Source organism: Rossellomorea aquimaris, assembly GCF_020172085.1.
GTDB classification, from domain to species: Bacteria; Bacillota; Bacilli; order Bacillales; family Bacillaceae_B; genus Rossellomorea; species Rossellomorea aquimaris_E.
Window position 1 is genome coordinate 15,537 of the sequence record NZ_JAIVAT010000005.1, and the last position, 21,004, is coordinate 36,540.

Genomic DNA, 21,004 nt, shown 5'->3' on the forward strand with positions numbered 1-21,004 from the left:
CGTACTCTCTATAGCTTTTATTTTAGCATAAAAAAAAGGAGAAAATGAATTTTCTCCCTTTCCTATACATTATTTCATTGAACACCACTGTTACTTGTTCCCTTTTACATAATCGGCATCGAATAAGAAGAGTCTCATTAAAAGATACAGAGACGGAATCAACAACAACAGGCCTGCAATAAAAACGATGACAAGCGCCATTCCCATCGTTGGATTCGTGACACTTGTTTCAATCGTGATAAAAGGCTTCAAGATGTATGGTAAATGGGACGCTCCATACCCGAAAAAAGCAAAGAAGAATTGCAACATCACAAGAGTGAACGCCAGTCCGAAATGTTTTCTTCTATAAATGAAAAGTGATGCACCAAGGAAGCATAGGAGAGATAGTCCGAACATCCACCAAATATCAATGGCGCTCGCAAAATGCTCAGGATTATGTTCTCTCAAAGACACAAACACAAGCAAACTTGCTAATATTGTAGGAGGACTCCAGAATAGAGAAAATTTTCTCAGCTCTTCCCTTGAATCCAGATCCCCTGCGCGATTGGCATAATAAGTGAGAAATGTCGCACTGATGAATAGGACCGATACAATCGACAGGACCACAACGCTCCATGAATATGGGCTCGTAAATAATTCCCGGGCTAGGAACACAACCTTATCACCCTGTTCCTCCAAAAAACCACCTTCTGAAATGGTCAACGCTGTCGACAAAGAGGCAGGAATCAATAATCCTGTTGCCCCATATAGAAACAAGTAAACAATATTGTCTTTTGAACCATAGTTTCCGAACGCATAAAAGCTCCCCCTGATGGCAAGCAAGATGATGGCGATACTACCCGGTAGCAATAATGCTGTCCCATAATAATAGGCCGCATCAGGAAAAAAACCGACTAGCCCAACAAAGAAGAAGACAAAAAAGACATTTGTAACTTCCCATACAGGGGAAAGATAACGACTGATCAACACATTCAAAGTATGCTCTTTCCCTTTTATTCTTCCGTAAAAAGCAAAGAAACCTGCTCCGAAATCGATCGAAGCCACTATTAAATAACCATAAAGAAAAATCCACAAGACGGTAATCCCCACGATTTCCAAACTCATACCCATTCCTCCCTCTTTACAAAATCTAAACGATCGTCCCCTTCACAGGAAAGAGACTAGCAATCTACTTAGCTGGCCTTTCTGGGAAAGCGCTGTTCAAGTTCAGCTTCTGCAGGCTTATTTCTGAACATTTTAATCAACACAACCACACAGAGAATACCGAGAATAATATATAATCCAACAAAAAGAGCAAACGTCAAGCCCACTCCATCTGCTTTCGTCGCTGCCTCAGCCACCTTCATATAACCCCTTAATATCCAAGGCTGACGGCCGACCTCAGCATAAATCCAGCCAAATTCAATGGCCAGCATCGCGAGTGGCCCACTGGCTACAATCCCCCATAACAAAGGCTTATTCCATTCATTTCGTTTTTTCCACTTCCAAAACACGATAAATACTGCAGCAATGAAGATACTGTAAAACCCAATCGAAACCATCAGGTCAAATAAATAGTGGACCCATAATGGCGGGCGCTCGTCTTCAGGAAATTCATTCAAACCGATGACCTCTGTATCAAATGAGCTGCCTGCGAGGAAACTTAGAAATCCAGGTAATCGAATCTCATTATGAACTTCATTTTGTTCATCCAGTGTTCCAAATACAATCAGATCGGCATTCTTTTCAGACTCGAAATGCCACTCTGCCGCAGCAAGTTTCTCGGGCTGATATTCAGCCAGGAATTTCGCTGACAAATCTCCTGCCAGTGCAGAACCAAATGCAAAGATCAGACCGGATACCATTGTTAAACGAAGAGCTTTCTTATGATAGTCTCCTCCTTTTTTACGGAGGATCGCAAATGCAGTAATAGCACCCAGTATAAGAGCAGATGTCAAATAAGCCGTCGTTAAGACGTGAAACACTTTTGTAGGTGTAGCCGGATTTAACATCGCTGCTATCGGATCGATATTGATGGCTTTTCCATCTTTCAACTCAAATCCCTGCGGCGTATTCATGAACGCGTTAACCGTCGTTATAAACAGAGCAGATGCCGAAGAGCCGATCATAACAGGGATCGTCAACAGCCAATGAATCCACTTATTCTTGAACCTGTCCCATGTATATAGATAAATTCCCAAAAAGATTGCCTCGAAGAAAAACGCAAAGGTTTCCATGAATAAAGGCAGGGCAATCACCTGTCCCGCCACCTGCATAAAGGATGGCCATAACATGGACAATTGCAGCCCAATCGCAGTACCGGTCACGACCCCCACCGCAACAGTAATCGTAAATCCCCTTGCCCATCTTCGTGCAAGCAATAAATAATGAGGATCATTCCGTTTAATCCCCATGAACTCGGCTATGGAAATCATAACTGGAACCCCCACACCGATTGTCGCAAAAATAATATGGAACGCGAGCGTTGTCGAAGTAAGCATCCTGCTTAACATTACACTATCCAACACCATTCAATACTCCCCCTACCGAATTACTCATTATCGTAAACATCTTCTTACTACTGTTTATCACTTAACGTTCATTATAAAACCTAGGGTAGAGTTTGTGAAGTGTTGAACATGAATATTATGTGACGTTTTTCACAAATTCTATTTTTTTAAAATCTCTGAGTGGGTTTGATTGATCCAATGGGCTTTTGTAATAATTGAGGAAATGGGATGGAATAAGTACGACCCTTACCCTTCCCGTGCACATTTAACTCCATGCTGTTGAGGAGATGATGGATGATTTTTGGGGATTCAATGCCTAGGAATTCTCTAGCTTGCCTGTTTCCAATACTAGGTCCTTTTAACAATAGTAGATCATGAATCGCTTGAATATGGGCATGTCGATCATATGTCTTACAACTTGGGCAAAACCATGAGCCTTTGTTTCGAATCATACAAAAAGATAAACACGAATTACATTGCACTCCATTAATTACTTCTTCTTCAATTGGACCTGGTCTGAACTCGGTATGGCTTTTAATAAGGAAATGGGATATTTTTTTCAATTCTTTTTTTGTTAGATGAGGAATCGTATAGTTTTTGATAAGAGAGAGGTATTCTGAGACAAATCTTTCTATTTTTAAAATTTTTCCTTTGTGTTTATGGTTTTGTCCCAATGAATTCAGTACAGAAGAAGTATTCGTAAATACTACGAGATAATCAATAGGGAGCATCGGTAACTTTCTTGTTTTCATCCATTGATTCAAGTGAACCTTACACCTCTTCGCTTGCTCAATAGGGTTGCTGTAGCCGATCTTCTCTCCATCTATCACTCTCGACATTTGTTCAAACTCTCCTCCTATATCAATTATCCCTGAAAAATTCTTCACTTCCAGGATTAATGCAAGATAACGGGATAGTATGAGTGAATCTATTTGGAAAAATGTAGTTCCTATTGGTATACAGAGGTCATTAAGAATCAATAATTCTTCGTTATCAATTGTACTGATGTGACGATCTAATTTACATTCACCATGGTAACCTGCCCATAACTTTAGCAGTTGCTCATCCATTTTTGTGGTCTTAATGCTTCCTTGAAGATTTCGTCTCATCATTGCTTCTAAATAGGGGATTTTAAGGGGGATAGTTCTTTCTTTTAGTATCAAGGTGTCACTCCTTTTCATTTTATGTATATTAGTATTCGCTATTTATCGTCAATACCCTCTTGAGAATTACATAAATTGGTTATTTTTTACCCTTGGAAATTATATCTGCCTATTTCGGAGGTTTATCTGCCTATTTTTTAAAATATCTGCCATTATATATTTTTATCTGCGGATTTTCACATATATCTGCCAAATTTTAATTATATCTGCCATACGACAAATATCGACACACACTTCCACCCCCTCCCTCTCCCCCAATAAAAAACAAAAACCCCACACCAAAGCGCGGGGTTTCTCCATTCCAAACTCACATGGCTTCCAACATCCTGAACTGTGATTTCACCAGCTCGAAATAATCACCTTGCTGTTCCATTAGCTCATCGTGGTTTCCGGACTCTTTGATTCTTCCATTTTCAAGGACAAAGATGTTATCGGAATCACGGATGGTGGATAGACGGTGGGCAATGATGATCGCGGTACGTCCGTTCAGCAATTTCTTCAAAGCATTTTGGATTTTGACTTCTGTTTCTGTATCGATGGAAGCTGTCGCTTCATCGAGGATGATGATCCTCGGGTTCGCCAAAAGGGCACGAGCAAAGGACAATAATTGTCTTTCACCGACGGATAACACATTTCCCCGTTCTTCGACTTCCGTTTCAAATCCATTAGAAAGCTTTTGGATGAATTCGTTGGCACCGATTGCTTCTGCTGCCTTCATGACTTCTTCATCGGATGCATCCGGGCGTCCGAACCGGATATTATCCATGATGGTTCCGGAGAAGATGAATGTATCCTGCAGTACGATGCTGATTTGATTTCTCAAACTGGAAACCGACGCATCTCTTAAATCTACTCCATCAATCTTCACCACTCCGTTGGTCGGATCGTAAAATCGACTGATCAGATTGGCGATCGTCGTCTTACCTGATCCTGTATGACCGACTAATGCGACAGTTTGGCCAGCTTTCATTTCAAGATTGATATTACGCAGTGCTTTTCGTTTATCATCGTAAGAGAATTCCACATTTTCAAACTGAATTCTTCCTTTTATGTCTGTTAGATTCATGGCGTTCGCCTTTTCATTTACAATCGGTTGTTCATCTAGGAACTCGAAGATTCGCTCAGATGAAGCCATTCCGATCAAGAGCTGGTTATATACCTGACCGAGTCTCGAAATCGGCTCCCAGAACATCCCTAAATAGAATGCAAACGAAACAAATTCACCAAGTTCAAGTGATCCATTTTGAATTAAATGGGCACCGAACCATATGAGTACTGCCGTTCCGATTGCGTTCGTCAATTCCACCAGTGGGCGGAACATAGCATTTTTCTTTGTGGCCGATCTCCAGCTATCAAAGTTTTCAGTGTTGATTCCATCAAAGAACGCCATGTTTTCCTTTTCCTGTGTGAATGATTGTGTCACCCGGATTCCCTGGATGCTTTCATTCAAATGGGAGTTTAGCTTCGATTGCTTGAGTCTCACCATCTGCCAAGATCTCCGGATATTCTTTCGCAGGCTTGTCGAGATGAAGAACATGATCGGCAAAATGACCATGACGGCCAGTGTCAACTCAGGGCTTAGTGTAAAGAGTATCACGATGATCCCAATAAGAAGGATGATGTCCATCAAGAGGTTGATAACCCCATTAGTGAACAATTCTTGCAGTGAATTGATATCATTCATGATCCGGACTAGGATCGAGCCTGCTGAGCGCTGATCAAAGAAACGGTGGGAAAGCCACTGGACATGGCTGAACAAATGTTTTCGAAGGTCATAAATGACCCCTTGGCCCAATTGGTTCATCCATCTTATCCGAAGGACATTGGCTACATAATTCAGAATGTACAGCCCCGCAATGATCCCCACCAGTGTGAATAAGAGATTTCCATCCTTCTGCCGAATCGCTTTATCGAGAGTATATACCCCGATTAAAATCGGGATGATCAGCCGGATGGCCGTTGTAATCAGAACGGTGATGATGGACAAGGGCAGCAGTTTTTTCGAATAGGGTTTTAAATAGGATAATAATCGATAGAGTTGTTCCCAATTGAATGGTTTATCAATCACTTGATCTGTTGAATAATGAAATCTGCTCAGTATATTCTTATTTACTTTGTTTTTCTTACTCATATCCACTCACCTACCCTTCCTGCGTTTGCAATATTTTTTTCTGATCTTTGTACTGAATGTCGTAGATTCGCTGATACGGTCCATTGTTTTTCATTAAGAAATCGTGAACCCCCCGTTCAACGACTTTCCCGTTTTCAAGGACGAGAATTTCATCTGCATGCTTAAGGGATGAAATCCGATGTGCGATGATGAAGGTGGTTCGATCGAACATGACCTCCTTCAATGCTTTCTGAATCCTGAATTCTGTTTCCATATCAACTGCACTTGTTGCATCATCCAGTATCAGTATCGATGGGTCTGTGCAGATGGCCCTCGCTATGGCAATCCTTTGTTTCTGACCTCCCGAAAGACCTAAGCCCCTTTCTCCGAGTCTTGTATCATAGCCGTCCGGCAATTCTGAAATGAATTCATGTGCCTGTGCCCGTTTGGCAGCTTCGATGATTTCCTCCATGGACGCTTCCGGGCGACCATAGGAAATATTCGCTTTAATGGTGGACGAGAATAAGAATGATTCCTGCAGGACGAATCCAATATTTTGACGGAGGGATTTTAAAGAGTAATTTTTCACGTCTTTTCCATCAATCAGGATGTCACCTTTTTCCGGTTCATAGAAACGGGTGATGAGCTGGGTGATGCTGGTTTTCCCCGATCCGGTACCCCCGATGAGACCGATGACTTTACCCGGTTCCACTTTAAAGGAAATGTCCTCAAGAGCAGCTTCGTCATGTACGGTGTAATTCAGTGAAACATGCTTGAACTCCACTTCCCCTTTCATTCGATCGACGTGAAGGACGTTTTCATGATCTTTAATTTTTTCATCGACTTCAAGAATTTCTAATAATCTTTCTCCAGATGCTTTGGATTGGGAGAATAGGTTGATTGTGAAGCCAAGATTCATGATCGGCCAGATGATATACCATACAAGGCTGTAAAATGCGACAAGCTCTCCGGGTTGAAGGTTGTCATTCATGACGAGGTAACCTCCGTATGCGAGGAGAGTGACTACACTCACATTCCCCAAGAACTCCATCAATGGGAAGTATTTTGCCCAAATGTCAGAGGTGAACAGGTATTTATCTTTATAATCACCGTTGGAGCGATTGAACTTATTGATTTGAAAATCTTCACGAGACAAGGATTTAACCGTATTAATTCCGGAGATATTTTCCTGAACATTCGTGTTCAATTTACCGAAGGACTTCCTGATACCCCGGAAGGCAGGGTGGACAGCCTTATCGAATTTGTACACGGCAATCGCAAGGAATGGCAAGGAAACCAATGTGACAAATGTTAACGACGGAGAATAATAGAACATGACCCCAAAGCTGACCGTCACCAACATGAAGAAGCGGAGCAGTTCTGAGAAACCAAATGATAAGAAGAAACGGAAGGCTTCTACGTCCGCCGTCAAACGAGACATCAGATCCCCTGTTTTGGCATTATCATAGTAACTGAACGGAAGAAACTGGAGCTTCTCATATAGTTCGTTTCTCAGTCGGTACACAGAGGTGATACCGAATAGATCTCCATTATATTGTTGAATGAATGTTGCGACTCCTTTCACTGCCATGATGCCGATGAACCCAAAAGCTAAGTACGGGATCCACTCATATTTCCCTTGCAAGATGACATCGTCGATTGTAACCTGCAGGATCATCGGATATACCACTGTGATACCGGTTACAAATATTAAAAAAATCATTGAAATGATAAAATGCCTTTTATACGGCCAATAAAAGGCTTTCAATTTTTTAAATGTATCCATAATTCCTCTCCCCTCCATATTCCATAAAAAAACAATGTACTACTAAATATATCGACTTTCGAAATATTTATCTACCCTTTTTTTAGAATTTTTCACTTTTTACGAATTCTCCCTCAAGTCTCATTGTTCATATTTATTTTAAAAATGAACCCACCTAAAAAGATCGGTCTTTTGACCGATCTCTTTTCCATATTTGGTTTGAATGAGCATTCTCCTTTGACATACCCTATGTAGTTTTGTGTATACTAGAGTGGTCATTATTTAATAGGAAAGGATGTTTTGATTTGGGTTACACACTTGGTCTTACGGCTTTAGGTGATCGACTTTCCAACTTTAATTGGAGCGGTCTTTTAGTAACGATTGGAATAGGTGCATTGCAAATCTTAGCGATTTGGATTGCTTTTATTATTGTTAAAGGTGCAGCAAACAAAGTAATTGAAAGAATTTTTGACAAGTATCGAAAGAGAAATGATGTATCTGATGGTCGCGCGCAGACATTACAAAGTCTTTCTAAAAATATTATCGGCTATATACTGATATTCGTTTTCTTCGTAACGATCATGCAAATCTTCGGTATCCAGGTGACTGCGATTCTGGCCGGAGCCGGAATCGTCGGACTAGCCGTCGGATTTGGTGCCCAAGGATTGGTAAGCGACGTGGTTACCGGATTTTTCATTCTACTTGAAAAGCAAGTTGACGTGGGTGACTATGTATCGACCGGCAGCTTCTCCGGAATCGTCGAAGAGGTCGGCTTGAGAACGACTCATATCCGCGGATTTGATGGGACCCTTCATTATGTACCGAACAGGGAAATTACAAGTGTCAGCAATCATTCCCGTGGAAATATGAGAGCACTTGTCGATATTGGAATATCCTATGATGATGACATTGATAAGGCGATGGTCGTTCTACAGCAGGTATGCGATTCTATTGCCCAAGAAGATGAAAACATTGTTGAAGGTCCCAATGTACTGGGAGTTCAGACGCTCGGATCCTCCGATGTGGTTCTTAGAGTATTATGTAAAACGAAGAATATGGAGCAATGGGGAGTGGAAAGGAAGCTTCGTAAGTCATTAAAAGAGGCACTCGATCAAAATGGAATCGAAATCCCTTATCCACACCAGGTCTTCATTGAAAAGAAAGAAAGCTAAAGACTAAAAAAGAGAAGGCCGCCGCCTTCTCTTTTTTAGTTATCTTTTCTCTTCTTTGCTTCCAGAAGGCGTTTGATTCGATCATCACTCTCTTTTGATCCTTCTTCCTGCTTGTTCTTCTCTTTTTTCACTTTCTTTACGGGTGTCTTTGATTCACCGACAGCATGTAATGATGGTTTAGTGTCCGCTTTTTTCCGCTCGATGTTCTGTCGATCCCGTTTCACTTTTCTGCCTAGTTGTTCTACACTTGTTTTTTCTTTAACGGTAGGTGAAGTCCTTTTCGGTTTAACCATCTTCCATATAGTTCTAAAAGAGCCTGTCCCGAATCGTCTAATAAATATTTCACTAAAGAAAAGCAGAAATCCTGCCATGACAAGCATGGACTGTATGGACAGTTCTTTGTTTGTGTGGGTATGAAGGTCCCTGAAAGCTTCTTTCGGTGAAGATGCTTTCCTTCCACCGGTCTCTTTCACGATTGTATTCAGGGATCCGTCTCCCCCCCTGAAGCTGTATTCTTTTGAATATGGGACGGAAAAGCCTGTCTGGTACGAGTTCCCAGCAGTATCTCCTCTGTTGGAAATATTCATATTGTATAGTCCGGGAGACAGGTGGTCTTCAAATTCGACTTCATAATCTCCCGGTGATGTGATTCTGGTTGTCGCAGGAATCGGATTTCCATCCTCGGATAAGACCGTCACTTCAAGTGGTGATACGCTCCCGTCAGAAGATGATAACTTTAATCTGGTATTTCCGTTACTTTCATTCACATCGATGGTGAAAGGATTGGAGTGAATTTCAGGAAAGGAGCGGCTAACGAGATTATTCACGAACACCGGCCATCCTTGCCACCTGGCAAAATCCCCCGTCCATTTACCACTCGTGTCAGAAGTAAAGGCAAAAGACCTCCCTAGCCCGTATCTCCAAGTAGCCAGGATCGGATCTTTCTTCCCACTCTCCATTTCCATTTGGGCCGTACCTTTCAGGGAGGTGCCAATATAAGCATTCATTTTGGGGATCCCTCCCGCAAATAGCGTTGACCACTTCGAAGATGCAATAGAAGGATAAAATGGTTGATCTTCAATATAGGTTCTGGTCGTAATCACGGTCTCCCTTGTTAATATGCTCGGAATCACACTGGCATCGACGACATCATAAAACCTCCCTTTCCCCCACTCGGACAATTCGTTCAAGAGTGCCCTGTCCGCCCCTTCACCGATCGAAACAGTGGATAAAGTGATATGTTTATCATGGCCATCTTCCACCAGGGTCTGGTAATTCCCGGTAGTGGCTGATTGCCCGTCGGTCAAAAGGACGATATGCTTTCTCTTTAACGGAAGACTTTCTAGACTTTCGTAGGCTTGCTGTAAGGAGCTGAAGATCTCCGTTCCTCCCCCTGAAGAGATGGAGCGAATCTGTTCTTCTACTTTTTTTCGATCGGTCAGGGGTTGCGTTTTGACGATTTCCCATGGCCGGTCATCAAATGCAATGACTCCCAGCGTATCTTTGTCTCTTAGAAGAGAAACCGTTCTTGCGGCAGCTTCCTTTGCAAGGGCGATTTTCTCCCCATCCATACTGCCCGATCGATCCAAAACGATCACCAGTCCAAGTGACGGTAATTCCTTCTTACCTTTCACATCCATATCTACAGGGAGCAATCGTTCAATCGGTGTTTTAAAGTATCCACCAAGGGCAAAGCTGTCATTACCGCCGAACATAATGAATCCTCTTCCGAATTCTTTCACGCTTTTTTCCATAAGAAGCATTTTGTCTTCTGGTATGCTTGTGGCCGCTACATTATCAAACATAATACTCTGATATTGCAAATAGGAAGTCAGTTTACCCGGCAATTGTTCAGGCTTATAGATATCCACCGTAACACCTTGTGAATGTAAGATCGGAATTAATGGGCTATCACCGGCTTCATTTTCTACGAGCATCACTTTGGCGGCACCCTCTGAACGGGACAGATGGTAGTGTGAATTGTTTTCAGGACTTTCATCTCCTTTTGAAAACACCTCTGCCTTGTACACTAATAAGCCGGTCTCAGCGACTATATGCTTGAACTGAAATTCATTGTCTCCTTCCTGCACACGTAGATTTTCTTTTATGATCGTTCGATCATTCAGTGTTATGCGCATGTCAATCTCTTTTTGAGTGGTGCTGTACGTATTGACCGTGATGGTTGTTTCTTCACCTTCATATTGAATGGAGGGGGTAGAGAGATTCAGTACGGCCACGTCTTCTTGCGTATCGGATGCGAGAGGGGACCAGTCCACTTCGATGCCTTTTCCTTTCAGTAATGGGATCGCCTCCTCCCCTGAGCCCATTGTTTCTTTACCGTCTGTCAAGGCGACAATCCTCCCTCCCTCCGGAAGAAGACTTGAGGCATATTCCAGCCCTTCCTGGAGGTTTGTATGACCTACATTGATTTCACTTCTAAATCGATCTAAATCATTCTGCTCATCTGAAAGGGTCTGTTCAACTTCAGCATTTTCTCCAAATGCAATAATCCCATAATGATCCTGTATTTTTTTTGAATGAGTGCTCTGATTGATCATTTCAAGGACTTGATCCTCCTGATTCGAGACAGAAGCTGATCGATCCACTAAAAAGAGGACCGACTTATCCTTTACTGGCAGAATGATGAACGGATTGGCAAGGGCCAGTATCACAAGGCTCATGGCACTCCCTCTTAATAAAAGAATGATTTTACCATCCTTTTTGGCAAAACCCTGTTTAGCATAGAGGAAGAGGACGAAACCAAGGGGAACCAGGAACCATAACCATAGAATTTCATTAAATTCGATTCCCACGTCTATAAACCTCCCACTCTATAAAAAACACAATGATCGCCAACAACAGAAACCATGAAGACAGAACTTGGGGCACAGTTTTTTCTTCCTTTTCTCCTTTTCTCTCTGAAGATTCTAGTGTAAAGGATTCTCCTCCAAGCTGCTTTTCCCTGTCGTCAAGTACTACACTGAAATACTTCATTACATCCCCCTGGACTGCTTGATATACCCCGGGATTCAAAGGAGCTTTAAAGACATCCCCATCACCGGATTCTTTTATATACTCATCTCCACCTGAATAGATATCCCATTTCCCGCCGGGGACAGTTCTTTCCTCGCCAGGCTGAAAATACCCTATAAATCCTTGATCTTCTGATAAGTACTGATAGACATTATGAAGAAAAATCGGAAATCCGGGATGTAGTGGAAAGTCCGTATCGTTCAGTCGCATGTTCACAAGGACATTCTTTATGCCATCTCGTTCCCCTTTTTGAATCAGCGGTATGGAATCACTCATTGCGAGTGTTTCCAATCCTTCCATTTCAATGGAACCCGCTTTTTCCACATATACTTTTTCCAAGTCCACATGCTTTAACAGGGGGTCACCTTCTTTCACGTCGATTCCGGATGTAAGCCCCGTCAATTGTGCAGAAGATCCAGGAATGATCATGGCAGGGTTTTTGACCGATAACTCTTTCCACTTATCATTTGTCGTAACGAGAATTCCGTCACCTTTTTTCAATTGATTTCCTGCAATGGTCTTCACCTCGACGCCAAGTGATTGAAATCCTTTTAATAGGAAAGGATTTATTTCACCTATTACCGAGATGGCTGGCTTTGAAGTGGCTTGGATACTGGATAGGACGTTATCAACCTTGAAATCATCCTGGAAAGATATTTCGGCCTTATATACTGGACTTTCCGGTAATTCAGGCAGGGGAATTACCTCTTCTTTCCCTGCACCGATTTCAAGTCGCTTGAATGAGACTATTTTATTAGCAGCGTAGATGGTGATCTTCCCTGATTGCATGTCTTTGCTTTGATTTTCAATGACAGCGACTCCTTGATAGAGGGACCCCACTTTCTCCACCCCGAAGCTTGTAAGGGAAACGTTCTTGGAATTCTTTAGGAGATTGTGCACCTGAACCGGAGTCGTGATTTTTTCTTCTGTAAAATTGGCTTTTCTTACCGAGTCAGAGTAGATGTGGATAATGGACTCGGAACCTTTCCCAAGTGCTTGAGCGAGGTGAAACGCTTTCTGCATATCTTCATGATCATTGGATAATGGAATATCTTGCAGTTGCTTGATCACAACTTGGTCATTCATCTCTTCTGAAAGAATAGTGGATACCGAACTCCCCACCGCAAGAAGGGTTATATCTCCATCTGCATCGCTTATCAATGATTGAATGTCTTTTTTCGCTAACTCAAAGTGCGATTGTTCATTCATGGTGGCATTCATGGAAGCAGAGGTATCCAATAGTATGATCGTATGATCTGTTTCTCCCATTTCACCCAGTGTATATGGTTTTACGAGGGCTAGCATCAATAAGAGGAGAATCAGCACCTGCATAAAAAGAAGTAAATTTTTCTGTAATCGATGAAACCATGGCGATGCCTGCCATTCTTTCATCACCTCTTCCCATAATAGGCTAGAGGGCACAAGCTGATCTTGATAACGTTTTCGGAAGAAATACATCAATATGACTGCTACTATAAAAGCAGATAAGAAAAAAAAGATTGGATTTCCTATTCCCATGCAATCACCTCAGCGGATCCATCCATTTTCTTTAAACTCTTTAAAAAACACCTCATTCAATGGCGGAAGGCTGTTGGTTCGCAGATAGCCAAATCCCCATTTCCGGCATAATGATTCGATCTGTTTGTTATGTTCCAGCAACCGTTCCTGGTACTTTCCAACCAGCTGGCGATTCAATGATACATTCACTTCCTGATGGTTTTCGCTATCGATTAATTTCACATCACCTTTATACGCTGGTGCAACCTCCTCCTCATCCAGCAATTGAATGAAGTAGGTCATTTCCTTTTTTATCGAACGCCTCCTAAGGGCATCCTCGATCACAGAAATGGGTTCCAAGCCGTCAGAGATGATGAAGGATACTCCGCTTTTTGTCCGGTCACCTTTTGCCATTTCATCAAAAAATAATGTGTTGTCCAACACTTCCCTTTTTGGTGATAGCTCTTGAATATCAAACAGGATGCCTTTTGCGTCCCGTGCGCCTTTTTTGGTGAAAGTCTTTTGAACCCCGATGCAATGCAAGGTGAGACGGTCATCATTTGATAAAGCAAGAAATGCAATTGCTCCTGCCAATTCTCTCGCTCTCTTCCACTTCTCATCCCCGGACAACATGGAGTTCGTGCAGTCAAGAAAAATATGAACCTTTAATTCCCTTTCATCTAGATACCTTTTTATATACACTTTTTCCGTTCTGGCATATACATTCCAATCGATTTGCCTGACATCGTCACCAATCTCATACATTTGATAATCAGAGAATTCCAGGGAACTGCCTTGGAATGTTGCCATGCGCGATCCCTTATGATGCCCTATCCTCATTCGACTACCGCTGATCTTATGCCTTTTTAACTGGGCTAAAAACTGGGAGTTCCAAAAGGATTTCACTGATGCTCACCCTTTTGTATGTAATCAATTAATTCACAGATGAGATCATCAATCTTTACATTCATGGCTTCTCCTTCGAAATTAAGGATGATCCGGTGCCTCAATACAAGAGGTGCCACTTTTTTAATGTCTCCTATGGACACATGATATCTCCCTTGTGTTAAAGCTCTGGCTTTTGCCATCAGTATGACATTTTGAAGACCTCTTGGCCCGCTCCCAAAGTCCACATATTCTTTGATGTTCCCGGTTGTCTTCTCACCATCTGGGTGGGTTGCGTCTATGAGATCGATGGCAAAATCAATCATTTCTTCTGTCGCCATGATTTCTTTTACGAGTCCCTGGATCTTCAATAGCTCCGTTTGACTTACCTTTTTCTCAAGAAAAATTTCCTCTGTTCCAGTGGTGCGCATAATGATTTGCTTCAACTCAGCTCTAGAGGGATAAGAAACGAGTACTTTACTCATAAAACGGTCTACCTGGGCTTCTGGGAGGGGATACGTTCCCTCTAGATCGATGGGGTTTTGTGTGGCGAGGACAAAAAACGGCTTCTCTAAAGTCATGGTTTCTCCTACTACCGTAACTGTATGCTCAGCCATCGCTTCAAGCAGGGCACTTTGGGTTTTGGGCGTTGAACGGTTGATTTCATCCGCCAATACCAGATGATGAAATAATGGCCCTTCATGAAATTCAAATGGGCTTTCTTGATCCCTTTCCTTCTTCATGACCATTGTCCCGGTAATGTCAGTCGGCATTAGATCCGGGGTAAATTGTATTCTGGAAAAGCTAAGGTCCATCACTTCCGAAAGGGTGCGAACCAGCATCGTTTTCCCTACTCCGGGCAGACCTTCCAAGAGTGTATGGCCCCCTGCCAGGATGGTCCAAAGCACCCCATCTACAATGTCTACCTGACCTACGATGAACCGCTGTACTTCCTCCTTCACCTCTTTTATTTTCATGGCAGCTTCCTTAAACTGCTGTTCCTTTTCTTCGATATTCATCCTCTTCACTCTCCTGGATCGATTTCACTAAAGTAGGACTCGATGATTTGTTCTAAATCTTTTGGGATGTCAGCTCGGTCTGAGCCATTCCGATATGAAGAATAATAGTCCTGATACACTTCTTCATAAGGCCTTAAGGATCCTCTTTGAATCGGTCCGTCGGTCTGAAACTGATCTCCCCGTTCACCTTCACCTATTTCACCTGAGTCGAGTTCCACCTTATCTTCTCCCTCTACCTTCTCAGGAATTGATAGCATATCCCGGGACCCCTGACCACTACCGACACCATTTCCATTTCCACTGCCCGAACCGTTTCCAGATCCATTTCCCTTTTGACCAGAGGAGTTCTCAGCCCCTTTACCACCACTGCTACCTTTAGAAGAGGCCGTCTGTTTACCTCCTTTTGACTGGGTGTTTGATTGTTTAGAGGATGCTCCACCGTTTCCATTGGATTTCGCATTTTGAGCTGAACCCTCCGCAGCATTTTCCCCGATGGATTCCCCTAATTCTTCTGCTTCCTCCTGTAGTTCCTCCTGAAGTTTAGCCAACTGTTGTATTTGTTCCGAGTCCTTTGTTTCCTTCAAAACTTCCTCTAACTCTTTTAAAGAGGCGATATCATGATCCTTCAATGCTTTCATAAGCTTGTTTTTTTGTTGTTTTGATAGTTGATTGAAACCCTGTTGAAGTTTTTTTACGTCTTTATCGCTAATGGCATCTTGAATTTCGGGTATGTTTAAACCAGCTATTTCTTTCTTCAGTTCTTCCAGCTTGGCATGTTGCTTTTTCATTTTGTTCTTCTGAAGATCCAGTTCCTTTACTTTTTTCGTTATTTCTTCGTATCGATCTGTTACTACTTTCTTTTTCTTAAGTTTTTCGTTTTCCTTCAGAAGCCTTTCTTTAATGGCAGCATTCTCCTTTTTATCTGCCTTCTTTTTTATGCGTTCGTTTGATTGGGCAATGATTTCCTTTTCATCCTCCAACCTCTGTGCTTCTTTAAACATGTGATCTCTTTGATTGAATATCAGAAGGGCTAAAAGTACGAGCATAATGGTGGAAAGCATCAATTTTGGCTGAATGATTCTTTCTCGAACCTTCTTTATTTCAGGTAAAGCCGCTCTCATTTTCTCCAGGGCATCACGGAGAACCAAGGGTGATAATGCATGCTCACTGTGAAGACTGCTATATGCTGCAGTGACTCGATTATCGTCTATGAAGTGATCATAGTAGCGTGCGCTATCCAGCATGGTGGATCTTTTATGAAAGGCCGCTGGCCCACCTACTATAAAAATGAAGATGATCCCGATCCAAAGCCCCCTATCCCAGTATGGAATGGGGGTGATTGCTGCCAGAGTGATGACGCACAGGGCAAGAGCTCCTGTGTAGAAAACCAGGAGCTGGATCGCATGCCATAATTGCCTGATCAGGAGTTTCTTCCTTATTTGTTTAAGTAATTGAAGAAATTGTTTCGAGTCCATCTTCTCACCCTCTATTTTGTGCTCTTCACCTTCATGTTCGGTCTTAGCTTCAATATGCTTAAGCTCAATGACAACAGTGCCAATACAGTGTATATACTCAGGAATGAGATCCATAACGGAAACTTGATTCCGCTTCGTGTATAGATTTCTTCAATGGCCATCGGTTCAAAATGCCCCATGATAACAATCGCAGGATTAAACATCGCAATGAGGTACGGCACTGGAGTGGTCTGATTTTGATAAGGACCGTTCCCAATTGCCAAGGAAAGCATGAAGAGGAATAATGTCCCCCCCACGAGAAAAAGTACCGTTGCATAGGTTGTGACCATGGATACAATCGTTTTGCGGATGACTGTTGAATAAAATACTCCCATTGAGCCAAATGTAAATACGAGAAATAAACTATATCCAAACACAGTGAATAAATCTGAAGGAGATACTCCACCGAACAAGAAAACAAAGCTGTATAAAGGTAAACTTGATATCACGAGCAGCAGCAAATAAGAAACCGACGAAACAAGTTTACTCAGGATAATGCTCATTGAACTTTGTTCTGTCGTTAACAACATGCTTAACGTTTGCTTCTCTCTTTCACCGCTGATCACCCCACCTGTTAAACCGGGGGTAATGAATAAAACGAGTGCAAGCTGCAAGAAAGAGAGAATCATAAACATGGATCTGCTCTCTTCAGGGCGGAAATAGCCTGTATTAGAAGATCGTGTTTGCAAGTAGATGAAGCCGATTACAACAATGCCTATGGCGATAAGGTAACACAACATTCCGATAAATGATTTAAACGAACGAAAGCGAAGCTTAAACTCCTTATTCAACATGGGATTAATAAGTAATTGTTTCATGAAAGAGTCACTCCTTTCGTGATCTCCATAAAGACATCCTCCAGATTTGTTTCTGTTTCTTTGAAGCTCAAAATGGGAATATCATTCAGAATGGCTTTTTTCAATAATTCAGTCTGCTCGCGTTCCTCTCCTTTATAGAGGAATTGGACGGTTCTAGTTTCCTCATTCACTTCAATTTTAGAAACAAAAGGATCATCTTCAAAAAATGCCACAGCACTTTCTACAAGTCCCCTAACCTTCACTACAATCAGTTTATCTGCCTGAAGTTGAAATTGAATGTCTGATACAGAACCATGAGCCACAAGTTTTCCATTGTCGATCACACCGATTTCATCACACATTTCTGCTAGCTCAGGGAGGATATGGGAAGAGATTAAAATGGTCTTACCCATTTTCTTCAATTCCTTCAAGATTTCCCTCATTTCGATCCTCGCTCTCGGATCAAGCCCCGAAGCCGGTTCATCAAGGATTAGGACCTCGGGATCATGGATGAGGCATCTTGCCAGACATAATCGCTGCTTCATTCCTCTCGATAAAAGGTCCACATAGGAATCTTTCTTATGAGAAAGATTCACCAGTTCCAACAGCTGTGGAATGAGTTTTTTTCTTTGAGCTGCGGGTATTTTGTAGCTGGCACCATAGAAATCCAGATATTCATCCGCTTTCAATTGATCATACACACCGAAGAAATCGGGCATATAGCCGATTTGTCTTCGCACCGATTTCGGCTCACTGCTGATATTGTATCCATTTACGGTAGCCGTTCCCGTGGTAGGGGCAAGAAGGGTTGAAAGTATTGAAAATGTAGTGGACTTCCCTGCACCATTCTGGCCGACAAAACCGAATACTGTTCCCTTATCAATGGATAAATTCAGATCATCCAAGGCAAGGAATGACCCATAGCGTTTGGATAAATTGTGAATTTCAATCATGGCTGAACCTCCCCTTTCAACACAATGGCAGGAAGACGAACAAACGGATCCCCTTGTGAACGTTTTTCAAACTCAAAAACGATTTCCCCATTGTCATTCATATAGTTATTCAAGTTTTCCTTTACTTCTATAGTATTGGCAGATGATTCTTCAAGAAGAAGCTTCTCGTCGGTATTGGGCTCTATAAGTGAGTACTGAAGAATCCCTCCCGTGTGCAGTGTCATATTTAATGAATGAAGAGCGACCTTGGATACATCCATTTGTTTAGGCAGCTGGATGGTCATTTCATATGTACCATCTTCCAGTCCCATTTCATCTGCACCATTATGGGAATAATGCTCGATGATTTGTCCTTTTATCGGCTTGACATCGAGATCCAACTGTTCACTACGAAGAGTAAATGCACCCTTATACTGCCCTAGTGAAGGAAAGTGTTGATAAAGTAACGAAAAATTTTCGGATTTAGATTCTTTATTTTTAATTTTCATATTGAAAATTTCAGCTTCTGTATATCCAAATATGACGGGTGAATTATTCTCATTATCTGCTGAAATCATTTGCGAAGCGAAGTTTTCCAACCTTTCCTTCTTTTGCTGCTTGATGCTTTGTTGATTCGGAAATGGTGCTGCCATATTGGGGTTCCCTATCGGCGATGATAAATATTCAGTTGATAGTTTTTTATCAATCGTCAAGGTTTCTCCAGCTTTTACTTCACCCACTCGATAGATTCGTGAACCGGACCAAATATACAAATCGGTAAAGTCGTATGGGAATTCATTTTTTATCTTTCCAGTAATCGTTTTATCCTTTAATACCAATTCAGGGATGAAACTCCCGAGATCCTCCCTCTCACTGGTTCCCAGCACCGTTCTCGTTGACCAGTACTCTACATCTCTAAAGATGATCTTTCTTTCGTCTTTACTAAGTTCTTCTATGGCGAATTTATACTGATTGCCTCCACCTGGATTATTCCTCATCCTTGCCGGTGTTAGCTCTAGTTGGTTCTTATCAGACACAAAGTCATAATTCCCCCCGGAGTTGGAAAGAGCCGTAAACGCTGAAATACCATGTGCGCTTTTATCATCCTCGACTTTCAGAACGCTCATTTGATTCAAATGGGGTTTTGAGATACGGTCTTTGGCACCGGTTACGAAAATCCCTGTCGAGACGAGGATTGATAGGGCCGGGATGATCCACCATGCCTGTTCACGCTTATCCAGTTTCCTTAATAAGAAATACAAAAGAGGCACAATGACAATCAAATACAAAATCAGAATGATAACGAGCGTGCTGACTTTAAAATTGGTCGATGGAAAAAGTTCATTACTGTCTGCTACATCATAATAAATTCTTTCCAAGAAGCTTTGATCACCATTTTGCTGTCCAAGTAAATAGTAGGGTTCCGTTTTAGACAACATGTTCGCAAACCACTCATCATAATTTTCCCAGTCGTTCAAAGCGGGATCTCCCAATGAAAAGGACGTTTGCCATACTTCCCCCAATCCTCTGTCACTCTTTGTGACTAAAGGTACATCCCCCTGTTTAACAATGATTTCTGCATCCGACTTCACTTTACCTTTAAAGATAGGCAACGTGCTGAAAGAAGCTTTGATGCTTTTCTTCACATTAAAGGAAGAGGTATCGGAAAGCTCTGTTTCTACCTCTTGTATGGTAAGAGGTAACATTGTGGCTACAGAACCAAGGCTTTCCTCCAATCGAGGAGCTGCACCAACCATTAAGACCCCGCCATTTTCAACCCATCGCTTTAAAGCCTTCTGTTGATTTTGACTGAGTTCAGTTACGTTGAATTGGTCAATGACGATATAATCTAGCATCTGTAAGCCGACTCCTTCTTCAGGGAAGGTTTCTTTCGTCAGAGTCAATGCCTGGACCCGGTTCCCCCCCATAGAAGTACCTTTTATCCCTTTTAAGCGATCGGGATTTTCACTTAATATACCAATTGTCGTGTTATTGCTATAGATGAAATTGGGTGTTAGTCGTTTATCTCCTTTAAATTTCACTTCTTTTCCATCTTTCCATGACCCTTCAAACAGATGGATGGTTTCAAGATTTGAATTATGTCTGATTTCATCATTGAAACCGGTTATGGAAAATGTGTATGTACGCTCTGAATTAGCCGGAACATCAATGGACAATGCCCTTGCTCCTCCAGTCTGATAGGAAGGAGCATAATCAAATAGTAGATCCCCTTTAAAATCGGAACCTGAATTTTCTACCGTAACATTAAGAGGAAAACCTCGCCCTTCCTTTACTTTTCCGTCGATTCCTTCTTCCACTGAAATTTTTATTTGTCCTTTTGCAAGTGTTGTGTCCTGTATAAACAGAAACATCAATAAGCCTAACAACACGACGAATAATGCTTTTCCCCACCTTTTCACATGCATTCCCCTTTCTCTTTCTCTATCTCTCTAGAACATAGACGAAATTCAGAAGGAAAAAGTTTCTTTTATTTTTCCTTTTTCGCCCAACTAGCCTAAGTGTATTTTTACACTATTGCAGATTATTCTCAAGATGTTTTTGTAAAGATTGGCAGATTTTCTGGAGTATCCCTTTTACAGGGTAAAAAAAAAGGACGCGCATCCATAG

General features: G+C 41.9%; 14 protein-coding genes. 1 reads left to right on the forward strand and 13 read right to left on the reverse strand.

Going from position 1 to position 21,004, the window contains the following annotated elements; genetic code table 11:
* Window positions 1-90: 90 nt before the first annotated feature.
* From LCL96_RS10330 to LCL96_RS10350, 5 genes are all read right to left on the reverse strand, one after another.
* Window positions 91-1,104: a cytochrome d ubiquinol oxidase subunit II gene (locus LCL96_RS10330; RefSeq protein WP_224941398.1), complete on the reverse strand. Its 1,014-nt coding sequence runs from the start codon at window positions 1,102-1,104 to the stop codon at window positions 91-93.
* A gap of 68 nt (window positions 1,105-1,172) precedes the next feature.
* The gene (locus tag LCL96_RS10335) at window positions 1,173-2,510 is read right to left on the reverse strand and encodes a cytochrome ubiquinol oxidase subunit I (protein ID WP_224941399.1); all 1,338 of its coding nucleotides are present in this window, start codon (window positions 2,508-2,510) and stop codon (window positions 1,173-1,175) included.
* A gap of 146 nt (window positions 2,511-2,656) precedes the next feature.
* Window positions 2,657-3,652 carry a nuclease-related domain-containing protein gene (locus tag LCL96_RS10340; protein WP_224941400.1) on the reverse strand — a complete coding sequence of 332 codons (996 nt, stop codon included), beginning with the start codon at window positions 3,650-3,652 and terminating at the stop codon, window positions 2,657-2,659.
* A gap of 307 nt (window positions 3,653-3,959) precedes the next feature.
* Entirely contained in the window at window positions 3,960-5,783 is a 1,824-nt protein-coding gene (locus LCL96_RS10345) for an ABC transporter ATP-binding protein (protein WP_224941401.1), read from the reverse strand.
* A 10-nt stretch (window positions 5,784-5,793) separates the two neighbouring features.
* Window positions 5,794-7,548: an ABC transporter ATP-binding protein gene (locus tag LCL96_RS10350; RefSeq protein WP_224941402.1), complete on the reverse strand. Its 1,755-nt coding sequence runs from the start codon at window positions 7,546-7,548 to the stop codon at window positions 5,794-5,796.
* Window positions 7,549-7,832: 284 nt separating this feature from the next.
* Between LCL96_RS10350 and LCL96_RS10355 the strand changes: the two genes are divergently transcribed.
* Window positions 7,833-8,699 carry a mechanosensitive ion channel family protein gene (locus LCL96_RS10355; RefSeq protein ID WP_224941403.1) on the forward strand — a complete coding sequence of 289 codons (867 nt, stop codon included), beginning with the start codon at window positions 7,833-7,835 and terminating at the stop codon, window positions 8,697-8,699.
* A 35-nt stretch (window positions 8,700-8,734) separates the two neighbouring features.
* Here LCL96_RS10355 and LCL96_RS10360 read toward each other — a convergent pair whose 3' ends face one another.
* The 8 genes from LCL96_RS10360 to LCL96_RS10395 all read right to left on the reverse strand — a co-directional run bounded on the left by LCL96_RS10360 (window position 8,735) and on the right by LCL96_RS10395 (window position 20,796).
* Window positions 8,735-11,512 (reverse strand): VWA domain-containing protein, encoded by a 2,778-nt coding sequence (locus tag LCL96_RS10360; protein WP_224941404.1) that lies wholly within the window; start codon window positions 11,510-11,512, stop codon window positions 8,735-8,737.
* The gene (locus LCL96_RS10365) at window positions 11,496-13,250 is read right to left on the reverse strand and encodes a vWA domain-containing protein (RefSeq protein ID WP_224941405.1); all 1,755 of its coding nucleotides are present in this window, start codon (window positions 13,248-13,250) and stop codon (window positions 11,496-11,498) included. Before LCL96_RS10365 ends, LCL96_RS10360 begins: the two co-directional genes overlap by 17 nt.
* 9 nt (window positions 13,251-13,259) lie before the next feature.
* Entirely contained in the window at window positions 13,260-14,039 is a 780-nt protein-coding gene (locus LCL96_RS10370; protein ID WP_224941406.1) for a DUF58 domain-containing protein, read from the reverse strand.
* A 92-nt stretch (window positions 14,040-14,131) separates the two neighbouring features.
* Complete coding sequence (locus tag LCL96_RS10375) at window positions 14,132-15,133, reverse strand: AAA family ATPase (RefSeq protein WP_224941407.1); 1,002 nt, start codon at window positions 15,131-15,133, stop codon at window positions 14,132-14,134.
* Between the two features lie 5 nt (window positions 15,134-15,138).
* Window positions 15,139-16,608: a hypothetical protein gene (locus LCL96_RS10380; protein WP_224941408.1), complete on the reverse strand. Its 1,470-nt coding sequence runs from the start codon at window positions 16,606-16,608 to the stop codon at window positions 15,139-15,141.
* 11 nt (window positions 16,609-16,619) lie between these two features.
* Window positions 16,620-17,465: an ABC transporter permease gene (locus tag LCL96_RS10385; RefSeq protein ID WP_224941409.1), complete on the reverse strand. Its 846-nt coding sequence runs from the start codon at window positions 17,463-17,465 to the stop codon at window positions 16,620-16,622.
* Window positions 17,462-18,397 carry an ATP-binding cassette domain-containing protein gene (locus LCL96_RS10390; RefSeq protein WP_224941410.1) on the reverse strand — a complete coding sequence of 312 codons (936 nt, stop codon included), beginning with the start codon at window positions 18,395-18,397 and terminating at the stop codon, window positions 17,462-17,464. Before LCL96_RS10390 ends, LCL96_RS10385 begins: the two co-directional genes overlap by 4 nt.
* Complete coding sequence (locus LCL96_RS10395) at window positions 18,394-20,796, reverse strand: hypothetical protein (RefSeq protein ID WP_224941411.1); 2,403 nt, start codon at window positions 20,794-20,796, stop codon at window positions 18,394-18,396. Before LCL96_RS10395 ends, LCL96_RS10390 begins: the two co-directional genes overlap by 4 nt.
* Window positions 20,797-21,004: the final 208 nt, after the last annotated feature.